We start from the raw sequence: 21326 nt of genomic DNA on the forward strand, positions 1-21326 counted from the left end.
GATGAGATGTCTTCATACAGCAGATTGGCACTTAGGAAGAACGCTGGAAGGGCGCTCGCGGCAGGCTGAACAAGAGGCTGTTATGGATGAAATTTGCAGGATTGCCGAAGAAGAAAATATTGACGCGGTTCTCATGGCGGGGGACGCTTTTGATACGGTTAACCCGCCGGCAGCTTCGGAGGCGCTGTTTTATGAAACAATTCATCGTTTATCGAATAACGGTATGCGCCCGGTTATCATTATCTCGGGAAATCATGACAGTCCGGATCGCTTGCAGGCATCCGGGCCGCTTGCAAGCGAACAAGGGATCACTTTAGTCGGCAAACCGATTGCCAGACCATTGCGCATTCCTGTCCCCAGGGCAGATTTAGATATGATAGTCAGCGCGATTCCTTATCCTTCCGAATCTCGGTTAAACGAAGTTTTAAGCGTGATGAACGAGGAAAAAGACATTCAAGCGGCTTATGATCAGCGTCTGGCCCAATTATTTATAGAACATGCCAAGGCATTTAGCAGAGATACCGTTAATATTATGATGAGCCACTTGTTTATTGCCGGCAGCCGGGAGTCTGACTCAGAACGGCCTATCCAAGTGGGCGGCGCCTATACAGTATCGCCGAAATCATTGCCTAAAGAAGCCCAATATATTGCTTTAGGCCATTTGCATCGCCCGCAAACGATTCATCGGGCGCCTGCGCCGGCGAGATATTCCGGTTCGCCATTGGCTTACAGCTTTTCTGAAGCTAATCAGCCCAAGTCAGTGACTGTTATCGATATCGAACCTCAGAAGCCGGCTTCTATTCAAGAAATTTATTTGTCTGCCGGCAGACCGCTTGTTAAATGGCGGGCAAGGCATGGCTTAAGCGAAGTTCATCATTGGCTTGAAGAAGGCCGTGATGCCAATGCCTGGATTGATCTTGAAATTCATTTAAAGGAAGCTTTATCTATTCAAGATATACAGAAGCTGAGAAAGAAGCATCAAGGTCTGATTCATATCAAACCTGTTTATCTGTTAGAGGAAGAAGAGGAAGCAAAGAAACAAGTTTCAGATCTGCCGATAGATGAATTATTTACCCGTTTTTACGGGCGGCAAACAAACGGCGCTCAGCCTGAAGATGAGCTGGTACAACTATTTTTAGATTTAATTAATGAAGGTGAAGAAGACGCTTCGGAAAAGGAGGCGGAGCTTCATGCGGCCTATTAAACTGACTGTATCGGGCTTGCACAGTTTTCGAGAGCAGCAAACCGTCGATTTTGAAAAGCTTTGCGAGGGCGGCGTTTTTGGCATATTCGGTCCGACCGGCAGCGGCAAATCCTCCCTTCTTGATGCTATGACCCTTGCTCTTTTCGGCAAAGTAGAAAGAGCTAAGAAAAATACGCAAGGCATTATGAATCATGCTGAAAATCAGCTGTCTGCCGCTTTTACATTTGAGTTAACCGGTCAAAGGCCAATAAGATATTGCGTCGAAAGAAGCTATAAACGGACAAAAGATAACGGCATGAAAATCGGCAGCTGCCGTTTATTAAAGATTGACGGCCTGAAGACGGAAGTGCTGGCAGATAAAGAGCGGGATGTCACTCAAGGGATTCAGGATATTTTAGGATTAACGCACGAAGATTTTACCCGGGCGGTTGTGCTGCCCCAGGGAAAATTCGCTGAGTTTCTAACGTTGAAAGGCGCCGATCGCCGCAAGATGCTGCAACGTCTTTTTCATTTAGAAAAGTACGGCGATAAACTAAATGATAAAATAAAAATTCGCCTGACAGGCGTTAACCAGCGCATTAACGAAATATCAGCTGAACAGCAAGGCCTTGGGGATGCTTCAAAAGAAACGTTGCAAGACATTAAAAATCAGTATGCTGAAACATCAACAGCTGTTCATAACAGCAAAGAAGAGCTTAGCAAGAAGGAAACGGCATTTGAGAAAATAAAACAGCGCTGGGAGTGGCAGGTTGAGCTAGAGCACCATAAAAAACAATATCAAAAGCTGTTGGAACAACAAACAGAGATAACTGAAGCGAGCAATTCTCTTAAACAAGCAGAGATGGCGGAAAAAGTAATGCCTGCACTCGAAGAATGGCTGAATGCCGGGAAACATTATGAAGAAACGAAACGAAAATTGAAGGAGACAAAAGACCAATTTGAAAAAGCCGCGGGTCAAGAGGAAGCCCTTTACGCATCTTATGAAAAAGCTAAGGAGCGGCGAAGGAAAAAAGAACCCATTTTATTAGAGAAGCGTTCAAAATGGCAGCAAGCGAAAGATATTCAAAAAGAGCTTGACCAAAAACAGAGAGATTATCAGGAAAAGAAAAGAATTAATCGAGAATTAGCTATTGAGGCTGAGGAAAAAGAACGGGAGCTGAAGAGCCGGCAATCCATCTATCAAAAAATAAACCACGAGCTTGAAAGCATTCAAGAAAAGCTGCAAGCCGTGAAAATTTCGCCTGAATATAGGGAAACTGTCGGCAAAGCCATAACGGATAAGCAATCTATAGCTGCTCTGGATCAGCAACTGTTGGAGCTGCGCGAGGAATGGAAGAGAAACCGCGGCGGGTATTTGCAAATAGAGAAAGATCTAGAAGAAACTCATGAAAAACATAAAGTTGTTATTAATCAGCTAGAGTCTCTCGTCAAAAAATACGACAAAGTCTATGATCAGACAGCTGCATGTGAAAGACAGGCTCAAGTGACCATGAGGTTTCTTGAACAAGAGGAAGCAAAAGCCGAAAAGCTTCTAAAAACGGCGTATAAGCAAAAACTTTCTCTTAAACTCTCGAATGATCTTAAAGCCGGTGAGCCCTGTCCAGTCTGCGGATCTACCCATCATCCTAAACCGACAGCAGCGGATGAAGACCTTCAAGAACATGATTTGGAGTTAAAAGCCGCACAATATCGTGAACATATTCAAGCATTGCACAAATGGGTCAATACGATTGAAGCTTTAAAGATGAGGTTAGAGAATGAATCTCAAAGACTTTTAGAATACTTTCCTGATAAGCCCTTCCCCGTTTCGGAAAATAATCATGATGAATGGCCCGATCTGGGTGACCGCCAAGATATTCATTTGATTGGAAATCAAGTCAAGGCTATCAATCAAGATATTCTAGCATTAAGTGAAGAAACAGATAAAAAATTAAAAGAAGCGCAATCGTTAAAGCAGCAGTTATCATCCATGCAGACGAAAATTGACTTGTACAACGAACGGCAAACAGAGATTGAAGTTAAAGCGGACAAGCTGAAAGATACGATACAATCCCGGAAAGATCAATGGCAGAAAACTTACTCTGAAATTGCTTATGACGAAGCGGTCAATGAATTGAAAAAAATTCAGCGGAAAGATCAACAAGCGGAACAGCTTCAAAAGGCTTATCATCAGCTTTTGAAAGATAAAGAGGAAGCCGGCAAACAGATTGACGAGCTGCGCGACAGGGCGGCGATGATAAAATCACAGCAGGCTGAAAACAGCAGCATGCTTCAATTATTATCTCAATCTATTGAAGCTCAGCTGCAGAAGCTTAAACAACTGGGGTTAGAAGAGGATCGGACAATTGATCAGCATCTTGAAGATCTGGAAAAAGAATTAACCGAGCTTAAGACGCGCGAAGAAAAGTCTTATACAAGTTGGCAGCAAGCGCAAGCATCACGTTTTTCAGTTGAGAAGGCCTATTCTAATGCGGAAAATAATCACCAGAATGCCGCCGAACGACTGGATAGAGCTAAAGTGAATTGGGAAAATGCCAGACAAAATACTGACTTTGCCGATGAACAAGCTGTTCTTGAAGCTCATCTTGAAGATGAAGAGAAAGCCAAGATCAGAAAAAGTATCCAGGATTATGATGCAGCATTGAACCAAGTCACAAATGACATGAAAAAGTTAAAAGATCGTTTGGACGGCGAATGGCTGACGAAAGAAATGTTCGACGAGGAGAGAAATGCATTTCAGCAATTAAAGAACGGATACGAGCGGCTGCTCGAAAAGAAAGCGAGTTTATATCAGACACTATCAATTTTAGAAGAAAAGCACGAACGCTATGAAAGACTTGAAAAGGAAAAAGAAAGTTATTTAGTAAAAGCAAGCCAATTGCAGAAACTTCAGCAAGTTTTCCGCGGCAACAGTTTTGTCGAGTTTGTTGCTGAAGAACAATTGAACCAGGTCTGCATAGACGCATCAAAACGGCTCGGTGATTTAACAAGACAGCGTTATGCGCTCGAAGTGGATGCATCGTTAGGTTTCGTTATAAGAGATGACGCAAACGGCGGTATTCGGCGTCCAGTCTCTTCGCTTTCTGGAGGGGAAACGTTTTTAACTTCTTTAGCTCTTGCTTTGTCACTTTCTGCACAAATTCAATTGCGCGGAGACGTTCCGCTGCAATTTTTCTTCCTGGATGAAGGATTTGGGACGCTTGACCAGGAATTGCTCGAAACGGTCGTCACGTCGCTTGAGAAACTTCATATGAATCAATTATCTATCGGTATTATCAGTCACGTGCCTGATTTAAGGGAAAGAATGCCGCGGAAATTATATGTGGAGCCTGCCGAGCCGTCTGGAAAGGGCAGCAGGGTGCGTTTGGAGACGCTATAAAGAAAGAAGTTTCCAAACACGGCATTTGCAACGTAAATAGAATGACTAAGTGTAAAAAAGACGATTATCATATTTAGCCGATAAATGTGAAAAAAAAGTAACGATAATGCGAAAAACGAAAGAGGAGAGCTGCTGACACTCTCCTCTGCTTCATAATGAAATAAATTCAACACATGAGAAGCAACGCGATTTCCCGATAGAAAACTGAATGGAAGAGTTGCCGCTGCTGCTTTTGTAAATGTATCGTTATGTTTTCTTTATAATCCAAAAGAAATATATTTCGTTTCAAGGTACTCGTCAAAGCCTTCTACGCCCCCTTCACGGCCAAGTCCGCTTTCTTTCATGCCGCCAAACGGCGCTTGGGCAGCTGACGGGGCGCCGTGATTCCAGCCGATGATGCCATATTGAAGAGCTTCAAGCATTTTTGTTCCCCGTGTTACGTTTTCGGTGAAGAAGTAGCCGGCCAGTCCGTATCGCGTATGGTTAGCTGCGCCGATCGCTTCTTCATCTGTTTCAATTTTTTGCACAGGAATAATCGGCCCGAAGGTTTCCTGCTGCATACAAACCATATGTTCGCTGCAATCTCTTAAGATAGTTGGTTCAAAGAAATAAGCGGCGTTATTTTTTATTTGCCCTTTTCCGCCGATGACGACTTTTGCCCCTTTATCAACAGCATCTTGTACATGATGCTCGACCTTTTCGTAGCCATCTTTGTTAATGAGCGGCCCGATGTCAACGCCTTCGTCAAGTCCGTTGCCAACTTTCAGCTTGCTCACTTCTTTTTCCAGTTTTTCAATAAATGCATCATAGACTTTCGATTGGACGTAAAATCGGTTTGCGCAAATACAAGTTTGACCCGAATTGCGGAACTTTGAAGCAATCGTCCCCTTAACGGCTTTATCCAAATCAGCATCATCAAGCACTATGAACGGCGCTTGTCCGCCAAGTTCTAATGATACCTTTTTAATATGTTCGGCGCATTGCTTCATTAACAGTACACCAACTTCCGTTGACCCGGTAAAAGTCAGCTTGCGAACCTTTGTACTGTCTTTGATTGTATTGCTGAAAATTTCATCCGGACAAACGACGTGATTGACAACACCTTTTGGAATGCCGGCTTGTTCGCAGTATTCCATTAACTTAATGGCTGACAACGGGGTTTCTTTTGGCGGTTTGACAATAAAAGTACATCCGGCAGCAAGCGCCGGTCCCATTTTTCGTGTTATCATGGCTGCCGGGAAGTTCCATGGGGTAATCGCCGCAACGACGCCAACGGGCTGTTTAATGACTTGAATGCGCTGATCTGCTGTTTTTCCAGGAATAATCTTGCCGTAAGCACGTCTGGCTTCTTCCGCGAACCATTCAATGAACGATGCGGCATAATCGACTTCATTGCGGGATTCTTTCAATGGCTTCCCGCTTTCTAGGGTCATGATCGTTGCTAGTTCTTCTTTTTTTTCCAACATGATATTGAATAGCTTTTTTAAATAATCCGCCCGCTTTTCGGCTGAAAGATTTGCCCATTCGGGAAAGGCATTGTCTGCGGCATCAATCGCCGCTTCGACATCTTCTTTCGTCCCCTCCGGCATCGTTCCGACGACTTCACCGGTAGCCGGATTTTTAATCTCAAATTTTTGTTGATTTTCTCCGACCCATTCTCCATTAATATAATTTAATTTATCCAGCTTCTCCACTGCCGGACCTCCTTCATATTATAGAATGCCAGGTCAAAATATTCATTTCTTTATGATATTTGGTTATCTTTTAAGGTTTGTCACCATCCCGATATTTATTCACTGACTGAAATAATGCTTTATAAATCGACATTGTTTCTAAGAAATTATCAATATCAGCAGGAAAAAAGTTTTCTGATCATGAATAAAGGTATATAGACATAAAAAATGACATAGGGAGGTTTCCAAGTGAAACGACTGGATATGCTCAACTACATTGATGGACAATGGACAGGAAAAGAACTTGAAAAAATCGAAGTGACTAACCCCGCAACTGGCGAATTAGTCGGCACAGTGCCATTAGCAGGATATAAAGAAACCAATCAGGCCATAGAAGCTGCGCATCAATCCCTTCCTGAATGGTCGAAAAAGACGGCTGCTGAACGCGCCGGCCTTCTTATGAAAGTCCGCGACCTTATGCTTGAGAATGAAAAAGAACTTGCCGAAATAATGACGCTTGAAAACGGCAAGCCGCTGAAAGAATCGACGGGCGAAGTCGCCTATGCCGCTTCATTTATGGAATGGTTTGCGGAGGAAGCAAAACGGATCTACGGCCGAACCGTTCCAGGCAAAAATGAAAGCCACCGCATTAAAGTGCTGAAACAGCCTGTTGGTGTTGTTGCAGCTATTACGCCTTGGAATTTCCCTGCGGCAATGATTACGCGCAAGCTTGCACCAGCGCTTGCTGCCGGCTGTACGTTTATCGTCAAACCGCCGAAACAAACGCCGTTAACTGCGCTTAAGCTTGCTGAATACTGTGAGCAAGCAGGCATTCCTAAAGGCGTTGTTAATGTTGTTTGCGGAAATTCAAAAGAGATTACAAATGCCTTCATGGAAGATGAGAGAGTGCGCAAAATCACATTTACCGGTTCAACCGAGGTTGGCCGCTTATTAATGGAACAGGGCGCCAAAACAGTCAAGAAAATGTCCATGGAGCTTGGCGGACATGCACCGGTCATCGTTTGCGAAGACGCAGATTTAGATAAAGCGGTAAGCATGGCTGTTGCCAGCAAGTATCGCAACAGCGGCCAAACTTGTGTTTGCGCTAACCGTCTATATGTTCATTCAAGCGTTTACGATGAATTTGTCGACAAATTCGCAGCGAAAGTAAAAGAACTTAAAGTCGGCAACGGAATGGAAGAAGGCGTCGACCTAGGGCCGCTTATCGATAAATCAGGCTATGAAAAGGTTGAACATCAAGTGAAGGATGCCATTGAAAAAGGCGCAACATGTGTTGCCGGCGGCCGCGGCAGAGCGGAAAACGGCATCTATTTCTTTGAACCGACAGTATTAAAAGATGTAACGCCGGATATGGAAATTATGCATATTGAAACATTTGGCCCGGTTGCGCCTATACAAAAATTCGAAACAGATGAAGAAGCGATTCGTTTGGCCAATGATACACCATTCGGTCTTGCTGCTTACTTCTTTACGGAAAGCGTGTCGCGCGGCACAAAAATTTCTGAAGAACTGCAGTATGGGATTGTCGGCTGGAATGATGGACTGCCGTCAACTGCGCAAGCGCCGTTCGGCGGCATTAAGCAAAGCGGTCTAGGAAGCGAAGGCGGCGCCGAAGGCATTGAAGAATATTTAGAAACGAAATACGTTTCACTGATGATTTAAATCTTCCAAAATGTAATAGACTATTAAGACATTAATATAAGGCCGCCGGTGTTTATCCATACAGCATCGGCGGCGCTTTCCGCTGTAAAGATGGCTATTCAAACAGCTGCTTTGATAAAATAAAGATAAATGATGGTAAAGGAGAATACATATGGCTATTTTTCAAGAAAAGCTGGATAAATACGCGGAGCTTATTGTCAAGGTAGGCGTCAACGTTCAAAAAGGTCAAGAGGTATTAATATCATCAAGCATAGAGTCGGCGCCATTGACGCGTCTCGTGACAAAACATGCTTATGATTCAGGGGCGAAGAATGTCCATATTGATTGGACGGATGATCATACCACCCGGCTCAAATATGAAAAAGCCGATGAAGAAGTTTTTAAAGAAGTTCCTGAATGGAAAGTCAAGGAAAAAGAGCAGCTTGCAGAGAAAGGGGCGGCTTTTATTTCCATCGTTTCCAACAACCCGGATTTGCTCAAAGGGATCGATCCGGAACGTATTTCTAATTTCCAAAAAGCTTCAGGAAAAGCGCTCAATAAGTTTAGACAATATATACAGTCGGATAAAATAAGCTGGACAGTTGTTGCTGCAGCATCTGAAGCTTGGGCCAAAAAAGTTTTTCCAAATGATGAGCAATGTGTTGAAAAGCTGTGGGAAGCCATTTTTACAGCCACCCGGATTGACAGGGAAGACCCTGTGCAAGCTTGGAAAGATCACAATCAAACATTGCACCGCAAAGTCGATCTGTTAAACCGCAAAAAATATCAAAAGCTTCACTACAAAGCGCCTGGGACGGATTTGACGATTAAACTGCCTGAGAAGCATGTCTGGGTCGGGGCAGGAAGTGAAAATGAGCAGGGTGTACCATTTATGGCAAATATGCCGACAGAGGAAGTCTTTACCGCACCGCAAAAAGATGGTATTGACGGTTATGTGACCAATACAAAACCGTTGAGTTACGGCGGCAATATCATCGATAATTTCACCATAACTTTTGAAAATGGGCGCATTGTTGATGTGAAGGCGGAACAGGGAGAAGCCATTTTAAGAAAGCTGGTAGAATCCGATGAAGGTTCCCGCTACATCGGCGAAGCTGCTCTAGTCCCGCATCAATCGCCTATCTCCCAATCAAATATTTTATTCTACAACACGTTATTCGACGAAAATGCTTCAAACCACTTAGCCATCGGCAGCGCCTATGCGTTTTGTATAGAAGGCGGGAAACAAATGGATGAAGAGGAGCTAAAGGAAAACGGCTTAAACATCAGTATTACGCATGTCGACTTTATGATAGGCTCTGAAGAAATGGATATTGACGGCATATTGGCAGATGGCACGCGTGAGCCGATTTTCCGCAGCGGCAACTGGGCGTTTTAATAGACATGACAGATGCTTGCCTGTTGTTCTTGGGATAAATGAATGGAAATATGATTCAGAGGGATGATTCGTGTCTCTTATAACTGAGGGTGAAACGTAAAAAGCATCTAAAAACAGCCGGGGTTCCCCGGCTGTTTTTGAAATGATCTTTTCCTATACAGATGATTTTGTGATAAGATGATATTAGAATATTTATAATGTTTCATCATATTAAGGGGGTGTAGAAATGAAGGACTTCAATATAGCAGTCATACCAGGAGACGGAATAGGCAAAGAAGTCGTTTCTGAGGCTGTAAGGGTTTTGGAAACAGCCGCTGAACTTCATGGAGGATTAACTTTTCATTTTACACATTATCCGTGGAACTGTGATTATTATTTGGAACATGGTGTGATGATGCCGGAAGATGGTCTTGATCGGCTAAAGACACACGATGCCATTTTCCTTGGAGCTGTCGGTGATCCGAATAAGGTGCCAGATCATATTTCTTTATGGGGATTGTTAATTCATATTCGCCGATCATTTGAACAAGTCGTAAACATTCGTCCGGCAAAACATATCAAAGGCGTGCGTTCGCCGCTTCGTGATCCAAAGGACTTTGACTTTATTGTGGTCAGAGAGAACAGCGAAGGTGAATACAGCGAGTCGGGCGGGCGTATTCATCAAGGCGGTGATCAGATAGCTGTCCAAAATGCTGTTTTTACGAAAAAAGGCACGCGCCGGGCAATGGATTATGCGTTTATGTTAGCGGAAAAGAGGCGCCGTCATGTTACAAGCGCAACAAAATCAAACGGCATCGTCCATTCAATGCCTTTTTGGGACGAGGTTTTTCAAGAAACCGCCCAAGATTATCCTCATATCAATACAAGAAAAGTACATATTGATGCGTTAGCGGCTTTTCTTGTCTCTCAGCCTGAAGCGTTCGATGTGATTGTTGCCAGCAATTTATTTGGAGATATATTAACTGATATTGGTGCAGCAATCATGGGGAGCATCGGCATTGCACCGTCCGCCAATATCAATTTAAACGGCAAATATCCGTCAATGTTTGAGCCGGTTCATGGATCAGCGCCAGATATTGCCGGGAAGGGGATCGCCAACCCGATCGGACAAATGTGGACAGCTAAAATGATGCTTGACCATTTTGGCGAGAATGAACTCGGCGATCAATTGCTTTCCGCCATGGAAAGTGTGCTTGAATCAGGTATCAAAACGCCTGATTTAGGCGGCAAGGCAACAACAAAAGAAGTCACTGAGGCTGTGATCAGCAAACTGAAAAATTCTTTTTAAAAAATAAAACTTTCAGATGTACATTTCATCAGGCGCTTGATATAATCTAATGAAATATAGAGAGTCAGACAAATAGGAAAGGGATGCTAAGAGTGAATCAAGTGATCGAATTAGTCAAAACCAATGAGAAGAAAAGCAAGCCTTCTGTTGGATCATTAGGGTTCGGAAAATATTTTACAGATTACATGTTTGTTATGGATTATACAAAAGATAAAGGCTGGCATGGACCGAAGATTACCCCTTATGAACCTCTGGTGCTTGAACCGTCATCAATGGTTTTTCATTATGGACAGGCGATTTTTGAAGGTTTAAAAGCTTATAAGACCAAGGAAGGAAAAGTTCTGTTATTTAGACCGGACAAAAATATAAGAAGGCTGAATTTATCATGTGAAAGAATAAGCATTCCGCCGCTTGACGAAGATGTGGTGTTAGAAGCCATCAAACAATTAGTAGATTTGGAGAAAGACTGGATTCCTGATGAAGAAGGGACATCTTTATATATTCGGCCTTTTATTATCGCAACGGAACCTTATTTGGGTGTCAGACCTTCAGAACAATATAAATTGATGGTTATCCTGTCTCCGGTAGGCTCTTATTATTCCGGACAATTAACACCGACTAAAATCTACGTAGAAGACAAATATGTCCGTGCGGTGCCCGGCGGCGTAGGCTATGTCAAAACTTCCGGCAACTACGCGGCCAGCTTAAAAGCCCAGGAAGAAGCAGAAGAACAAGGCTATGATCAAGTGCTTTGGCTGGATGCGATTGAAAAGAAATATATTGAAGAAGTGGGAAGCATGAATATCTTTTTCAAGGTGAAAGGCGAAGTGATTACGCCTGAACTGAATGGCAGCATCCTTGGCGGCATTACGAGGGATTCGGTTATTCAGCTGCTCAAACATTGGGGCATCCCGGTTCGAGAAGAACGCATATCTGTTGAAGACGTATTTAATGCTTATCACAACGGCGAACTGGAAGAAGTCTTCGGAGCAGGTACTGCGGCTGTTATTTCACCAGTTGGCGAATTAAAATGGAAAGATGAACATATCATTGTTAACGGCAATCAAATAGGCGATTTATCAATGCGCCTGTACGAAGCGATTACAAATATTCAATTGGGAAAGGAAGAAGACATTCTTAATTGGACAGTAGAGCTTTAGAAAACGTCCCTTTTTGTACTGCACCCCAAAAGTTAGAGTAACAATCTAACCTTTGGGGTGTTTTTTTGGAAGATGATTTAATAAGCCATGCTTCAATTCTAGCAAATCCCTCACCGGCTCCTTGTTAATAAATAAGCGGCGGAGCGTTGATTTGAGCTTGTGTATTTTAAATAAGTACAGACCGTTCAGTCATCCAACGGTCTGTTTTTTTATATGATAAATATGAGGAAAAAACTTGAAAGAATGTTAAGCTCTAAACTTTTGAGTTAATCACATAGAGACAGTCGCCTTCATAATCTAAAGAGAGGCTACGAGCAGTTTCAAAGAGAGAGGATGAGCCAAGATGTGCGGAATAACAGGATGGATTGACTGGAGCAAAGACTTAAGGTATGAGTCGGAAACTATCCATCAGATGGCGAAGAGCATTGAGCATCGCGGACCTGATGATCTTAATACATGGGTGTCTCCGCGGGCGGCCTTTGGACACACCAGATTGATCGTGGTTGACCCTAACGGCGGAATGCAGCCGATGCAAAAGTCCATGAACGGTCAGACTTATACAATGGTTTATAATGGCGAGCTTTACAACACAGAAGATATTAGACGAACCTTGCTTGAGTTAGGACATACGTTTAAAGGTCATTCGGATACTGAAGTTCTGCTGTCATCATATATTGAATGGGGTGAAGACTGCTTAGAGAAATTTAACGGCATTTTTGCCTTTGCGATTTGGGATGAAACAAAACAAAAGTTATTTGCAGCACGCGACCGTTTAGGCGTTAAACCGTTTTTTTACAGAGAATCCAACGGCAGTCTATTATTTGGTTCTGAATTAAAAGCCATATTAACTCACCCGGATGTTGAGGCTGTCGTTGATCGAGAAGGATTATCAGAGGTCTTCGGCTTAGGCCCTTCTAAAACGCCGGGGCACGGTGTTTATAAAGGCATTAATGACCTAAGGCCTGCTCATGCATTGATCTATACTAAGAATGGCTTGAAAGTATGGCGTTATTGGAATGTGCAAAGTCGTGAGCATTTGGAAGATATTGACGAAACTGTCGCCTATGTAAAGGCGTTATTCACTGATGCGGTAACAAGACAGCTATATGCGGACGTACCGGTGGCAACCTTTTTATCGGGAGGGGTAGATTCAAGCGCGATTACGTCGGTTGCGGCAAGCGTCTTTAGGCAAAAAGACCAATGGCCGCTTGATACTTATTCAATAGATTATCAAGAAAACGATAAATATTTCAAAAGCGATAAGTTTTTGCCCAATGCTGACGGCGCTTATATTCGAATGGCTTCACAGTTCTTAGGGACATCACATCATAATTTAGTGATTGATAACGAATCGCTTGTTAATTATTTGAAAAAAGCGATTCATATCCGCGACATGCCGGGATATGCGGATGTCGATGCATCATTGCTTTGGTTCTGTGAGGGCATTAAACGCGGGGCAACGGTTGCTTTGTCAGGCGAATGCGCTGATGAGATTTTTGGCGGATATCCATGGTTTCATAGTCCGGAAACATCAGCCAAAGAGGGATTTCCATGGATGCGATCCACCGAAGCGCGCCAGGCCTTGCTTAATGATAAATGGCAAAACCGTTTGAAACTCAAAGAGTATTCTCTTGGACGTTTTGAAGAAACGATTAAAGAAACCCCAAGGCTTGAAGGAGAAACCGGGATCGATGCCAGCAGAAGAGAACTATTTTATCTAAATATGATTTGGTTTATGACCGCTCTTTTAGATCGAAAAGACAGAATGAGCATGGGGGCAAGCCTGGAAGTTCGCGTCCCATTTGCTGACCATAGGCTGGTAGAGTATGTATGGAATATACCATGGGAAATGAAAATGCTCAACGGCAGGGAAAAAGGCATATTGCGCAAAGCGCTTGAAGGCATGCTTCCCGAAGAGGTGCTCTACCGGAAGAAGAGTCCTTACCCGAAAACTTATCATCCTAAGTATACAGAAGCAGTGACAAAATGGCTGAAAGATATTATTAATGATCCATCCGCACCGCTTTTAGAGCTTGTTGACAAGAATCGCGTTCAGGAAATTGCGGATTCTGGCGGAGCGGCTTTCAAGGTTCCGTGGTTTGGACAGTTAATGTCCGGTCCGCAATTAATTGCCCATTTGGCACAAATGAATTACTGGCTGGAAGAATACCATGTCAAAATAGAAGAATGTTAGAAAGACGCCTATAGGAAGGGCGTCTTTCGTCTCATTAACATAGATGTTCATCCGGCGGCAGGCGTCTGTCTCAGGCAAGAATTGAAACCGCAAAATCATTTTGCGTTGCTGCTATTTTTATTGCAGATGATGCAAAATATTTTAACAGCAAATCGCCTATTGTTGAATTATTTTGTTAATTGACAGCATTTCAAACATTGGCATGAAATTTGCATAAATTATAAAAAGAAGCGGTTTAAATTGTGTTTTTGGAAAAACAACACTTTTTAGAAGTATGGCTATTTATTAAACAAGAAAATCACACAAAATTTGTAAGCGCTTAACACGGCTATTCCTTTAAAATATTTCTAATTTTATAAGCAGTCATACAAAAAAGGAAGGACTGAAAAAAGGATGACAGTACAGCTAGAGAAGAAAGGCTTACAACAGTCTGAACAAACGGAACAAAAATTAAAACGAGGCCTGAAATCACGCCATTTAACAATGATTTCTATAGGAGGAGCTATAGGCACAGGCCTCTTTCTTGGAAGCGGTGCGGCGATAAGCACAGCCGGCCCGGGCGGTGCAGTGCTTGCCTATGCACTGATTGGAACAATGGTCTTTTTTGTCATGACAAGCTTGGGCGAAATGTCTGCATTTATGCCGACAAGCGGGGCTTTCAGCACCTATGGGACAAAATTCGTTGATCCGGCGTTTGGCTTCGCCTTAGGCTGGAACTACTGGTACAGCTGGGCAATGACCATTGCCGCCGAACTGACAGCTTCAACCATGGTCATGAAATTTTGGTTTCCGCACAGCCCGTCATTGCTCTGGAGTTTATTGTTTCTATTGATCATTTTCTTTTTGAATTACTTGTCCGTTAAAGGATATGGCGAAGGCGAGTATTGGTTTTCTTTTATTAAAGTAGCCACAGTTATTATTTTTATAATTGTCGGTACATTAATGATTTTCGGCATTATGGGCGGCGAAGCGATAGGCTTTAAAAACTTTACCGTTGGAAAAGCGCCTTTTTCAGGCGGCTTTATAGGCGTCTTCAGCATTTTTATTGCCGCAGGTTTTTCTTTTCAAGGATCGGAAATTGTCGGTGTCGCAGCCGGTGAAAGCGAAGACCCGGCCAAAAATGTCCCGAAAGCCGTCAAAAGTATTTTCTGGAGAATCCTGCTCTTTTATGTGTTGGCGATACTTGTGATCGGCCTTATCATTCCTTATACGAATCACCATTTGCAAAGCGATAATGTGATGGTCAGCCCATTCACATTAGTATTTAAAAAGGCAGGGCTTGCCTTTGCCGCTTCAGTTATGAACGCGGTTATTCTGACAGCGGTGCTATCCGCCGGCAACTCAAGTCTTTATGCATCAACACGAATGTTGTATTCAATGGCGAAGGTTGGACAGGCTCCGCGCATTTTCGCCAAGCTTAATAAACGCGGCGTCCCGGTAGCAGCAATGGTTCTAACAACCATTGTCGGTATGCTTGCCTTTTTTGCATCCATTTTCGGTGACGGCAAGGTTTACGTATGGCTGATGAATTCAGTCGGCATCACAGGCTTTATTTTCTGGCTTGGCATTTCCATCAGCCACTATCGATTCCGCAAAGCCTTTAGAGCTCAAGGCCACTCACTGGACAAGCTGCCGTACCGTGCCAAATGGTATCCGTTTGGACCTATTTTTTCGATTGTTATCGGATTAATCGTTATTTTAGCTCAAGATTACCAAGCGTTTTTATCTGACCATATCGATTGGGGCAGCCTCATTGCCGCTTATATGGGCATACCGCTTTTCCTTTGTTTATGGTTCGGATACAAGTGGATAAAGAAAACCAAGGTTGTACCTTTACAAGAATGCGAGTTTGATTTTGATTTTGTCAAAAAATATGATTAAAGGTTTAAGAGAAAAACCGTTTTAGCCCCGTACTTTAAATGGGGAAGAACAGTAAAATTGAGCTGTTAACGTGAGCATCTGCAAGTCAGATGCTCACATTTTTTTGTCTTTTCGAATAATCATTGCCATTTTTTACTTGTATGAAAAATGCGGTAAAACATTGGTGTCAAACTTTTATAACAAGGGGGGATCATAATGACTTAAAGATGAATGAGGCATGTATTAAATCCATGATAAAAAATAAGAAATGATGATAGAAGGAGGAAAACTCAAGGTCTGGCTATTACACATCTTGGCGTGCTTCGGCGCCGGAAACGAAAACCGTTGTAAAAGTTGTTTTTTGGATCTCTTACGTCAAGACTTTATCAATTTTAGAATTAATCGTATATGACGTATTTTCCTTGATCTCGTAATTTTTTTAAATACGTCAGCATGTGATTTATTTCTTCATCGGAATGTCTTTCCCATGAACCTAATTCAGCTATTATTTTCAAAGGAGATCCATGTCCATTAAAGTTGTCAGTTTAACAACCCGCGAAGCATCCCCATCAATGTTTTTCGGGAAGCATCCGTTGGTTTGTTTTCACTTCTTCATAAAAACTTTTCTTCTAAGACATTTACATTATTCTTGAAAGGAAAAGATAGTCGTGATAAGATTCATTTACTTATAGTTTTATATATTTGGAAATATTTTAAGTCTGTTCATATAACACATGTTATTCATATTTAACAGATGCTATTGTTTTGTCATCTCATGTACCGTCTTATTATTCTTTTTAGTGATGAAGCGATTTGTAATAAACACAATACTCAAAGAGAAGAGCAATAAAGATAATATACTAAAAGTAATCATTAGGCGGCGGCTTTCTGGCCCATGCCGCTGCAATTTTAAACATTGAATAGACTTAGTTATATGGGAATGGCAAAAGCTCTCTTTTAAAAATACTGAATCATCTGACAAATGGGGGCAGCTGCCGCGATTTATCTGTTAACATTGAAAACTTTTAAATTTAAATTCGATAAAGATAGTGTAATAACCAGGCATCCTTTATTTTTGCCATTGCGGCCCAAGAAGAATTTCAAACCATTCCGTATCATGATCTGTGTTGAACAATAATAGAGGCATGCTTACGAAAGGATGTGACATTGTGTAAGGGACAGATTTGAAGTTTTTTGAGGAAGCTATCAAAGTTAATAGAAAGGAAGGAAATCTGTGATGAAATATATCCATCTGCTCTCCATATTGCCTTTTCTGGGCATATTAGTTGGAATTATTTTTGCAAACAGGGTAACGCCCTATGTTCTGGGACTGCCTTTTATGATCTTTTGGCTGCTTTTGTGGCTCTTTTTAACTTCTATTACTCTAGCCATTGTCTACAAGTTTGATCCTCAAAATAAAGAGGAGGAAACCGCCAATGAATAGCGCACTGATCATTATGGCCGTCTTTTTATTGATCACTATTTTTCTCGGCATTCAAGCAAAAAAAGGCAGGGATATGGACCTTGAACAGTGGACTGTTGGCGGGAGGGGTTTTGGCAGCATATTCATTTTTCTTTTAATGGCCGGTGAAATCTACACAACCTTTACATTTTTGGGAGGGAGCGGCTGGGCATACAGTAAAGGCGGTGCAGCCTTTTATATTCTCGGCTATGGGGCGCTGATGTATGTGATTTCGTATTATCTTCTTCCTCCCATTTGGAAATATGCCAATAAGCACCGGCTTATGTCGCAATCTGATTATTTTACAAAAAAATATAACAGTCCATACCTTGGCGTGTTAGTTGCGCTTGTAGGCGTTATTGCGATGATTCCTTATCTTGTTACTCAATTTCAGGGGCTGGGCATCATCGTATCCGAAGCTTCTTATGGCATCATTTCCCCAACGCTGGCTGTATGGATTGGAGCGATTTCGGTTACTGTTTACGTCATGGTTTCGGGCATTCATGGTTCTGCCTGGACAGCAGTTCTTAAGGACTTTATGATTCTGGCTGTGTGCATCTTTCTAGGCATTTATTTGCCATTTCATTATTACGGCGGTTTTGAGCCGATGTTTAAAGCGATTAATGAGGCAAAGCCGGGGTTTACTGCTCTTCAGGATAAAGGATTGAGCACTTCATGGTTTATATCTACCGTTTTGTTGACCTCTCTGGGCGCTTATATGTGGCCGCACACGCTTGGGGCGTCTTTTTCAGCCAAAAGTCCAAATGTATTTAGAAAAAATGCCATTTTCATGCCTTTGTATCAATTGATTTTAATGTTTGTATTTTTAGTGGGCTTTGCGGCTGTTCTGCAAGTTCCCGGTTTGAAAAACGGCGATCTTTCATTGCTGCGGTTATCGGAAAAGACTTTTGATCCATGGTTCATTGGATTAATTGGTGCTGCGGGATTGTTGACAGCCATCGTTCCGGGTTCATTAATATTAATGACTTCAGCTGTCATGTTATCCAAAAACGTTGTTCAAGTGCTTGCACCTAAAGTGCCGGACCAAACCGTTTCAAAGCTGGCAAAGTACCTGGTGCCGTTTATTGCATTAATAACCGTGTTTGCGACGCTAAAAGGCGGAACCGCTCTTGTGCCTCTTCTGCTGATGGGATACAGCTTAGTGACGCAGCTTTTCCCATCCGTTGCGTTTAGCTTGCTGAAACGCAATCCAATCACTAAAGCGGGTGCAGCTTGCGGTATCATTGCCGGAATAGCAGTTGTTGCCTATACGACCATTTCAGGCGCTGCAATTGCCAGTCTGTTTCCAAGTTTGCCGCAAGCCTTTAAAGATCTAAATATCGGCGTTGTGGCCATGGTTGTCAATATTGTTGTGATGGCCGTTGTCAGCCTGGTAACTAAGAAGAGCAGAAGCGTGCAAATAGACGAAGAGGCTGAAGTAAATATTGGTTGATAGGTTTTAATGGGAAGGCAAAGGCGAGGACTGCATGAGATGTTTAACACAACAGAAAGTCACTTTTCTATTTCGGAAAAGTGACTTTTTATTTTATTAGAGGGAAGCCTTTCAATCATTAATCATAGCGTTCCCATTAATATGCTCGCAATAACAACGGAGCCAATTGTTACGGTGGTAAAGCCGCCGATTAACATTGGGGTTAATATTTCGTCGAAAATAGCCTTTTCCTCTTCTTTATTTCGGCTCACACTTCGGCTGATTTCCTCACTGATTAAGTAATCTCCGGGGAAACCGAACGTCGCAGTTAAAGCTACGGGAATGCCCTTAAATGGATCCCATCCGACAATTTTGGATGCTATATACCCTCCAATAACAATACCTGTAATACCAATAATGATAATGAGGAGCATTTGCGGCAATGTTTTAAAAAACATCATAGGTGTAATGTCATTTAATGAGACGGTCACCATGAATATAAGGCCGATCATGCCGGCAGTAAATGCGTTTGCCCGCTCCATGACCCGATCAGGGTAAAAACCGGCATATCTGCCTATAATGCCAATTGCAAGCGCCCACAAGCTGTATGAAATATGAGTATAATGGCCTAGAATAACCGCTAAAGCACCGCCGATAATAACTTGAAAAAATAAAATAGTCGTTGTTTGATACCTTTCTGGAATCCATGTTTTTGCTTTTGCTTCAAAATTTGAAGCGTCATCCGCTATTGCAGCAGCCACATAATTGCCGTTTTCCATAGATTCACGCAGCTTAAGCGCGTGTTTCCTAAGTAAATTTGCAGTTAGCGGCATTCCAAATAAGCTCTGAAATGACAGGATCAAAACGGGAATAGCCATTAAACTGGTCAAACCTAAGGCTTTTAATTTCTGAGAGGTAATCAGGAAGGCAATGATACCGCCTGTTAGAGGTCCGACCCCTGAAACAGCCGTTTTATAATCGAACACAAATGTGACAATCGTGAGGATAAGGAAACTGGAAATGATAATGCCAAAGAGTGCGATGAATGCGGCTCTCCATTGAACCTTCATTGTTTTAATGGGGATTAAAGTTCCCATATGAACAATAATCGGCGCTGAGCCAAGCACAGCGCCGACTTGAACGAATGTGGAATCTATAATCGTTTTTTTCGGCAATATTCCTGTCCAAGTGAGAGTAAGATAACCAAGAAGCGCGATAAGCAGCATCGGGATTTTTGCCCGCGTGGCGATAGAGATAATTTCTCCAACAACGATGATACATAAAATAATCGCTGTTGCTACAGTAGGATCATGTAACATTCGATTCCTCCTTAAATCATGCTAATATTCTCTTTTTAGAGACAAATGAATTATGGTTGTCGTCCGCTCCGTCAAAAACTCATTAATTCCTAAAAAGTTATTTAAGCAGTTTAAACGGTACGTTAACCAAGATTTTAACGCCGTCTTCCAACGCATCCTCATCTACGGTAAATTTGGGATGATGATGCGGGGCCGTGATGCCCTTTTTAATATTGCCGGCTCCAACTGGAATAAAGCATCCGGGAGCTTTAGTTAAGAAAGCTGAGAAATCTTCTCCGCCCATTATGGCTGGCGGGTATTCGATATATTCCTTTCCAAACTCCTCCTCAATCAATTCTTCCATTTTTGCTGTCACTCTTTCATCATTTATAACGCTGGCATATCCGAAATGATAGTCAAACTCATAGGAAGCGCCGTGGGCGTCGGTGATTCCTTTAATGATTTTCTCCATTAATTTTGGCGCTTGGCTGCGGACCTCAGGATTAAAGCTTCGCACAGTTCCGCCCAAGTTAATTGATTGAGGGATGATGTTATTTGCTGTGCCGCCATGGAATTGAGTCACGGAAATAACAAGCTGTTCAATCGGATCAATATTGCGGGAAACAATATGCTGCAAGTTATTGACAACCTGCGAACCAATTGCAATCGGATCAACGGCATTTTCCGGCTGAGAAGCATGGCTGCCCTTGCCATGGATTTTTATTTCAAAAGTATCTGCATTGGCTGTAATCGGGCCATAGCCTATACCTATTTTTCCTTTTGGGAGCGGCGACATTAAATGCAGCCCAATGATTTCATCAACATCATCCATGACACCGGCTTCAACCATTTCCCGAGCGCCCCCGGGAGGAAGCTCTTCGGCATGCTGGAATATAAATCTTACTTCGCCGTTAATGTCATTTTTCAATTGCGAGAGAATTTTCGCTGCGCCCAAAAGCATGGCAGTGTGTCCATCATGGCCGCACGCATGCATGATGCCTTTATTTTTGGAAGCGAATTCAAAATCATTTTCTTCTATAATAGGCAAAGCATCCATGTCTGCGCGCATGGCGATTACTTTTCCCGGTGATTTTCCAATCAGGCGGGCGACGACGCTTGTTTCAGTGGGACGGTAAACTTCTAAATGCCCAAATGACAGCAGTTTTTCATAAACAAATTGTGATGTTTCTTTCTCTTCAAAAGATAATTCAGGATTTTGATGGAGATGTCTCCTCCATTGAATCACGTCTTGTTTAACACTGTTGACTAAATCATTGATTTGAGTTGTTAATGTCATGACATCGCTCCTCTCGAG

Annotated in this window: 13 protein-coding genes and 1 pseudogene; 10 read left to right on the forward strand and 4 right to left on the reverse strand. The window is 42.5% G+C overall.

The window, feature by feature from the left end; translation table 11 throughout:
- Window position 1: 1 nt before the first annotated feature.
- Complete coding sequence (locus JOD45_RS00665; protein WP_205001890.1) at window positions 2–1204, forward strand: exonuclease SbcCD subunit D; 1203 nt, start codon at window positions 2–4, stop codon at window positions 1202–1204.
- Entirely contained in the window at window positions 1191–4583 is a 3393-nt protein-coding gene (locus tag JOD45_RS00670; RefSeq protein WP_205001893.1) for an AAA family ATPase, read from the forward strand. Before JOD45_RS00665 ends, JOD45_RS00670 begins: the two co-directional genes overlap by 14 nt.
- Before the next feature lie 257 nt (window positions 4584–4840).
- On the opposite strand, the gene JOD45_RS00675 is transcribed toward JOD45_RS00670, so the two are convergent.
- A complete protein-coding gene (locus JOD45_RS00675) occupies window positions 4841–6268 on the reverse strand; it encodes an NAD-dependent succinate-semialdehyde dehydrogenase (protein ID WP_205002174.1) in 1428 nt (475 codons plus the stop codon).
- Window positions 6269–6514: 246 nt separating this feature from the next.
- Here JOD45_RS00675 and JOD45_RS00680 point away from each other — a divergent pair, with 246 nt between their 5' ends.
- From JOD45_RS00680 to JOD45_RS00705, 6 genes are all read left to right on the forward strand, one after another.
- Window positions 6515–7939, forward strand: coding sequence for an NAD-dependent succinate-semialdehyde dehydrogenase (locus tag JOD45_RS00680; protein WP_275583910.1), 1425 nt, complete (start codon window positions 6515–6517; stop codon window positions 7937–7939).
- A gap of 151 nt (window positions 7940–8090) precedes the next feature.
- Window positions 8091–9317: an aminopeptidase gene (locus JOD45_RS00685; RefSeq protein ID WP_205001895.1), complete on the forward strand. Its 1227-nt coding sequence runs from the start codon at window positions 8091–8093 to the stop codon at window positions 9315–9317.
- Between the two features lie 226 nt (window positions 9318–9543).
- The gene (locus JOD45_RS00690) at window positions 9544–10605 is read left to right on the forward strand and encodes a tartrate dehydrogenase (RefSeq protein ID WP_205001897.1); all 1062 of its coding nucleotides are present in this window, start codon (window positions 9544–9546) and stop codon (window positions 10603–10605) included.
- A gap of 92 nt (window positions 10606–10697) precedes the next feature.
- On the forward strand, window positions 10698–11765 hold the full coding sequence (locus tag JOD45_RS00695) for a branched-chain amino acid aminotransferase (RefSeq protein WP_205001899.1): 1068 nt from the start codon (window positions 10698–10700) through the stop codon (window positions 11763–11765).
- 343 nt (window positions 11766–12108) lie between these two features.
- A complete protein-coding gene (gene asnB, locus JOD45_RS00700) occupies window positions 12109–13959 on the forward strand; it encodes an asparagine synthase (glutamine-hydrolyzing) (protein ID WP_205001901.1) in 1851 nt (616 codons plus the stop codon).
- Window positions 13960–14352: 393 nt separating this feature from the next.
- Entirely contained in the window at window positions 14353–15840 is a 1488-nt protein-coding gene (locus JOD45_RS00705; RefSeq protein WP_205001903.1) for an amino acid permease, read from the forward strand.
- A 377-nt stretch (window positions 15841–16217) separates the two neighbouring features.
- On the opposite strand, the pseudogene JOD45_RS00710 reads toward JOD45_RS00705, so the two are convergent.
- A pseudogene (locus JOD45_RS00710) lies at window positions 16218–16337 on the reverse strand (NAD(+)--rifampin ADP-ribosyltransferase); the annotation flags it as partial.
- A 719-nt stretch (window positions 16338–17056) separates the two neighbouring features.
- On the opposite strand from JOD45_RS00710, the gene JOD45_RS00715 reads away from it, so the two are divergent.
- Window positions 17057–17263, forward strand: coding sequence for a DUF3311 domain-containing protein (locus tag JOD45_RS00715; protein WP_205002176.1), 207 nt, complete (start codon window positions 17057–17059; stop codon window positions 17261–17263).
- Window positions 17256–18734, forward strand: coding sequence for a sodium:solute symporter family protein (locus JOD45_RS00720; RefSeq protein ID WP_205001905.1), 1479 nt, complete (start codon window positions 17256–17258; stop codon window positions 18732–18734). Before JOD45_RS00715 ends, JOD45_RS00720 begins: the two co-directional genes overlap by 8 nt.
- Window positions 18735–18856: 122 nt before the next feature.
- Here JOD45_RS00720 and JOD45_RS00725 read toward each other — a convergent pair whose 3' ends face one another.
- Both JOD45_RS00725 and JOD45_RS00730 read right to left on the reverse strand, forming a co-directional pair.
- The gene (locus JOD45_RS00725; RefSeq protein ID WP_205001907.1) at window positions 18857–20032 is read right to left on the reverse strand and encodes a hypothetical protein; all 1176 of its coding nucleotides are present in this window, start codon (window positions 20030–20032) and stop codon (window positions 18857–18859) included.
- A 97-nt stretch (window positions 20033–20129) separates the two neighbouring features.
- Window positions 20130–21308 carry a M20 family metallopeptidase gene (locus JOD45_RS00730; protein ID WP_239548978.1) on the reverse strand — a complete coding sequence of 393 codons (1179 nt, stop codon included), beginning with the start codon at window positions 21306–21308 and terminating at the stop codon, window positions 20130–20132.
- Window positions 21309–21326: the final 18 nt, after the last annotated feature.

The sequence above is a fragment of the Scopulibacillus daqui genome (assembly GCF_016908855.1).
GTDB classification, from domain to species: domain Bacteria; phylum Bacillota; class Bacilli; order Bacillales; family Sporolactobacillaceae; genus Scopulibacillus_A; species Scopulibacillus_A daqui.

Coding starts and splice junctions, on each gene's coding strand:
- JOD45_RS00690 (WP_205001897.1), top strand. CDS start 9,544: ATGAAGGACTTCAATATAGCAGTCATACCAGGAGACGGAATAGGCAAA.
- JOD45_RS00725 (WP_205001907.1), bottom strand. CDS start 20,032: ATGTTACATGATCCTACTGTAGCAACAGCGATTATTTTATGTATCATC.
- asnB (WP_205001901.1), top strand. CDS start 12,109: ATGTGCGGAATAACAGGATGGATTGACTGGAGCAAAGACTTAAGGTAT.
- JOD45_RS00720 (WP_205001905.1), top strand. CDS start 17,256: ATGAATAGCGCACTGATCATTATGGCCGTCTTTTTATTGATCACTATT.
- JOD45_RS00665 (WP_205001890.1), top strand. CDS start 2: ATGAGATGTCTTCATACAGCAGATTGGCACTTAGGAAGAACGCTGGAA.
- JOD45_RS00730 (WP_239548978.1), bottom strand. CDS start 21,308: ATGACATTAACAACTCAAATCAATGATTTAGTCAACAGTGTTAAACAA.
- JOD45_RS00715 (WP_205002176.1), top strand. CDS start 17,057: ATGAAATATATCCATCTGCTCTCCATATTGCCTTTTCTGGGCATATTA.
- JOD45_RS00670 (WP_205001893.1), top strand. CDS start 1,191: ATGCGGCCTATTAAACTGACTGTATCGGGCTTGCACAGTTTTCGAGAG.
- JOD45_RS00705 (WP_205001903.1), top strand. CDS start 14,353: ATGACAGTACAGCTAGAGAAGAAAGGCTTACAACAGTCTGAACAAACG.
- JOD45_RS00685 (WP_205001895.1), top strand. CDS start 8,091: ATGGCTATTTTTCAAGAAAAGCTGGATAAATACGCGGAGCTTATTGTC.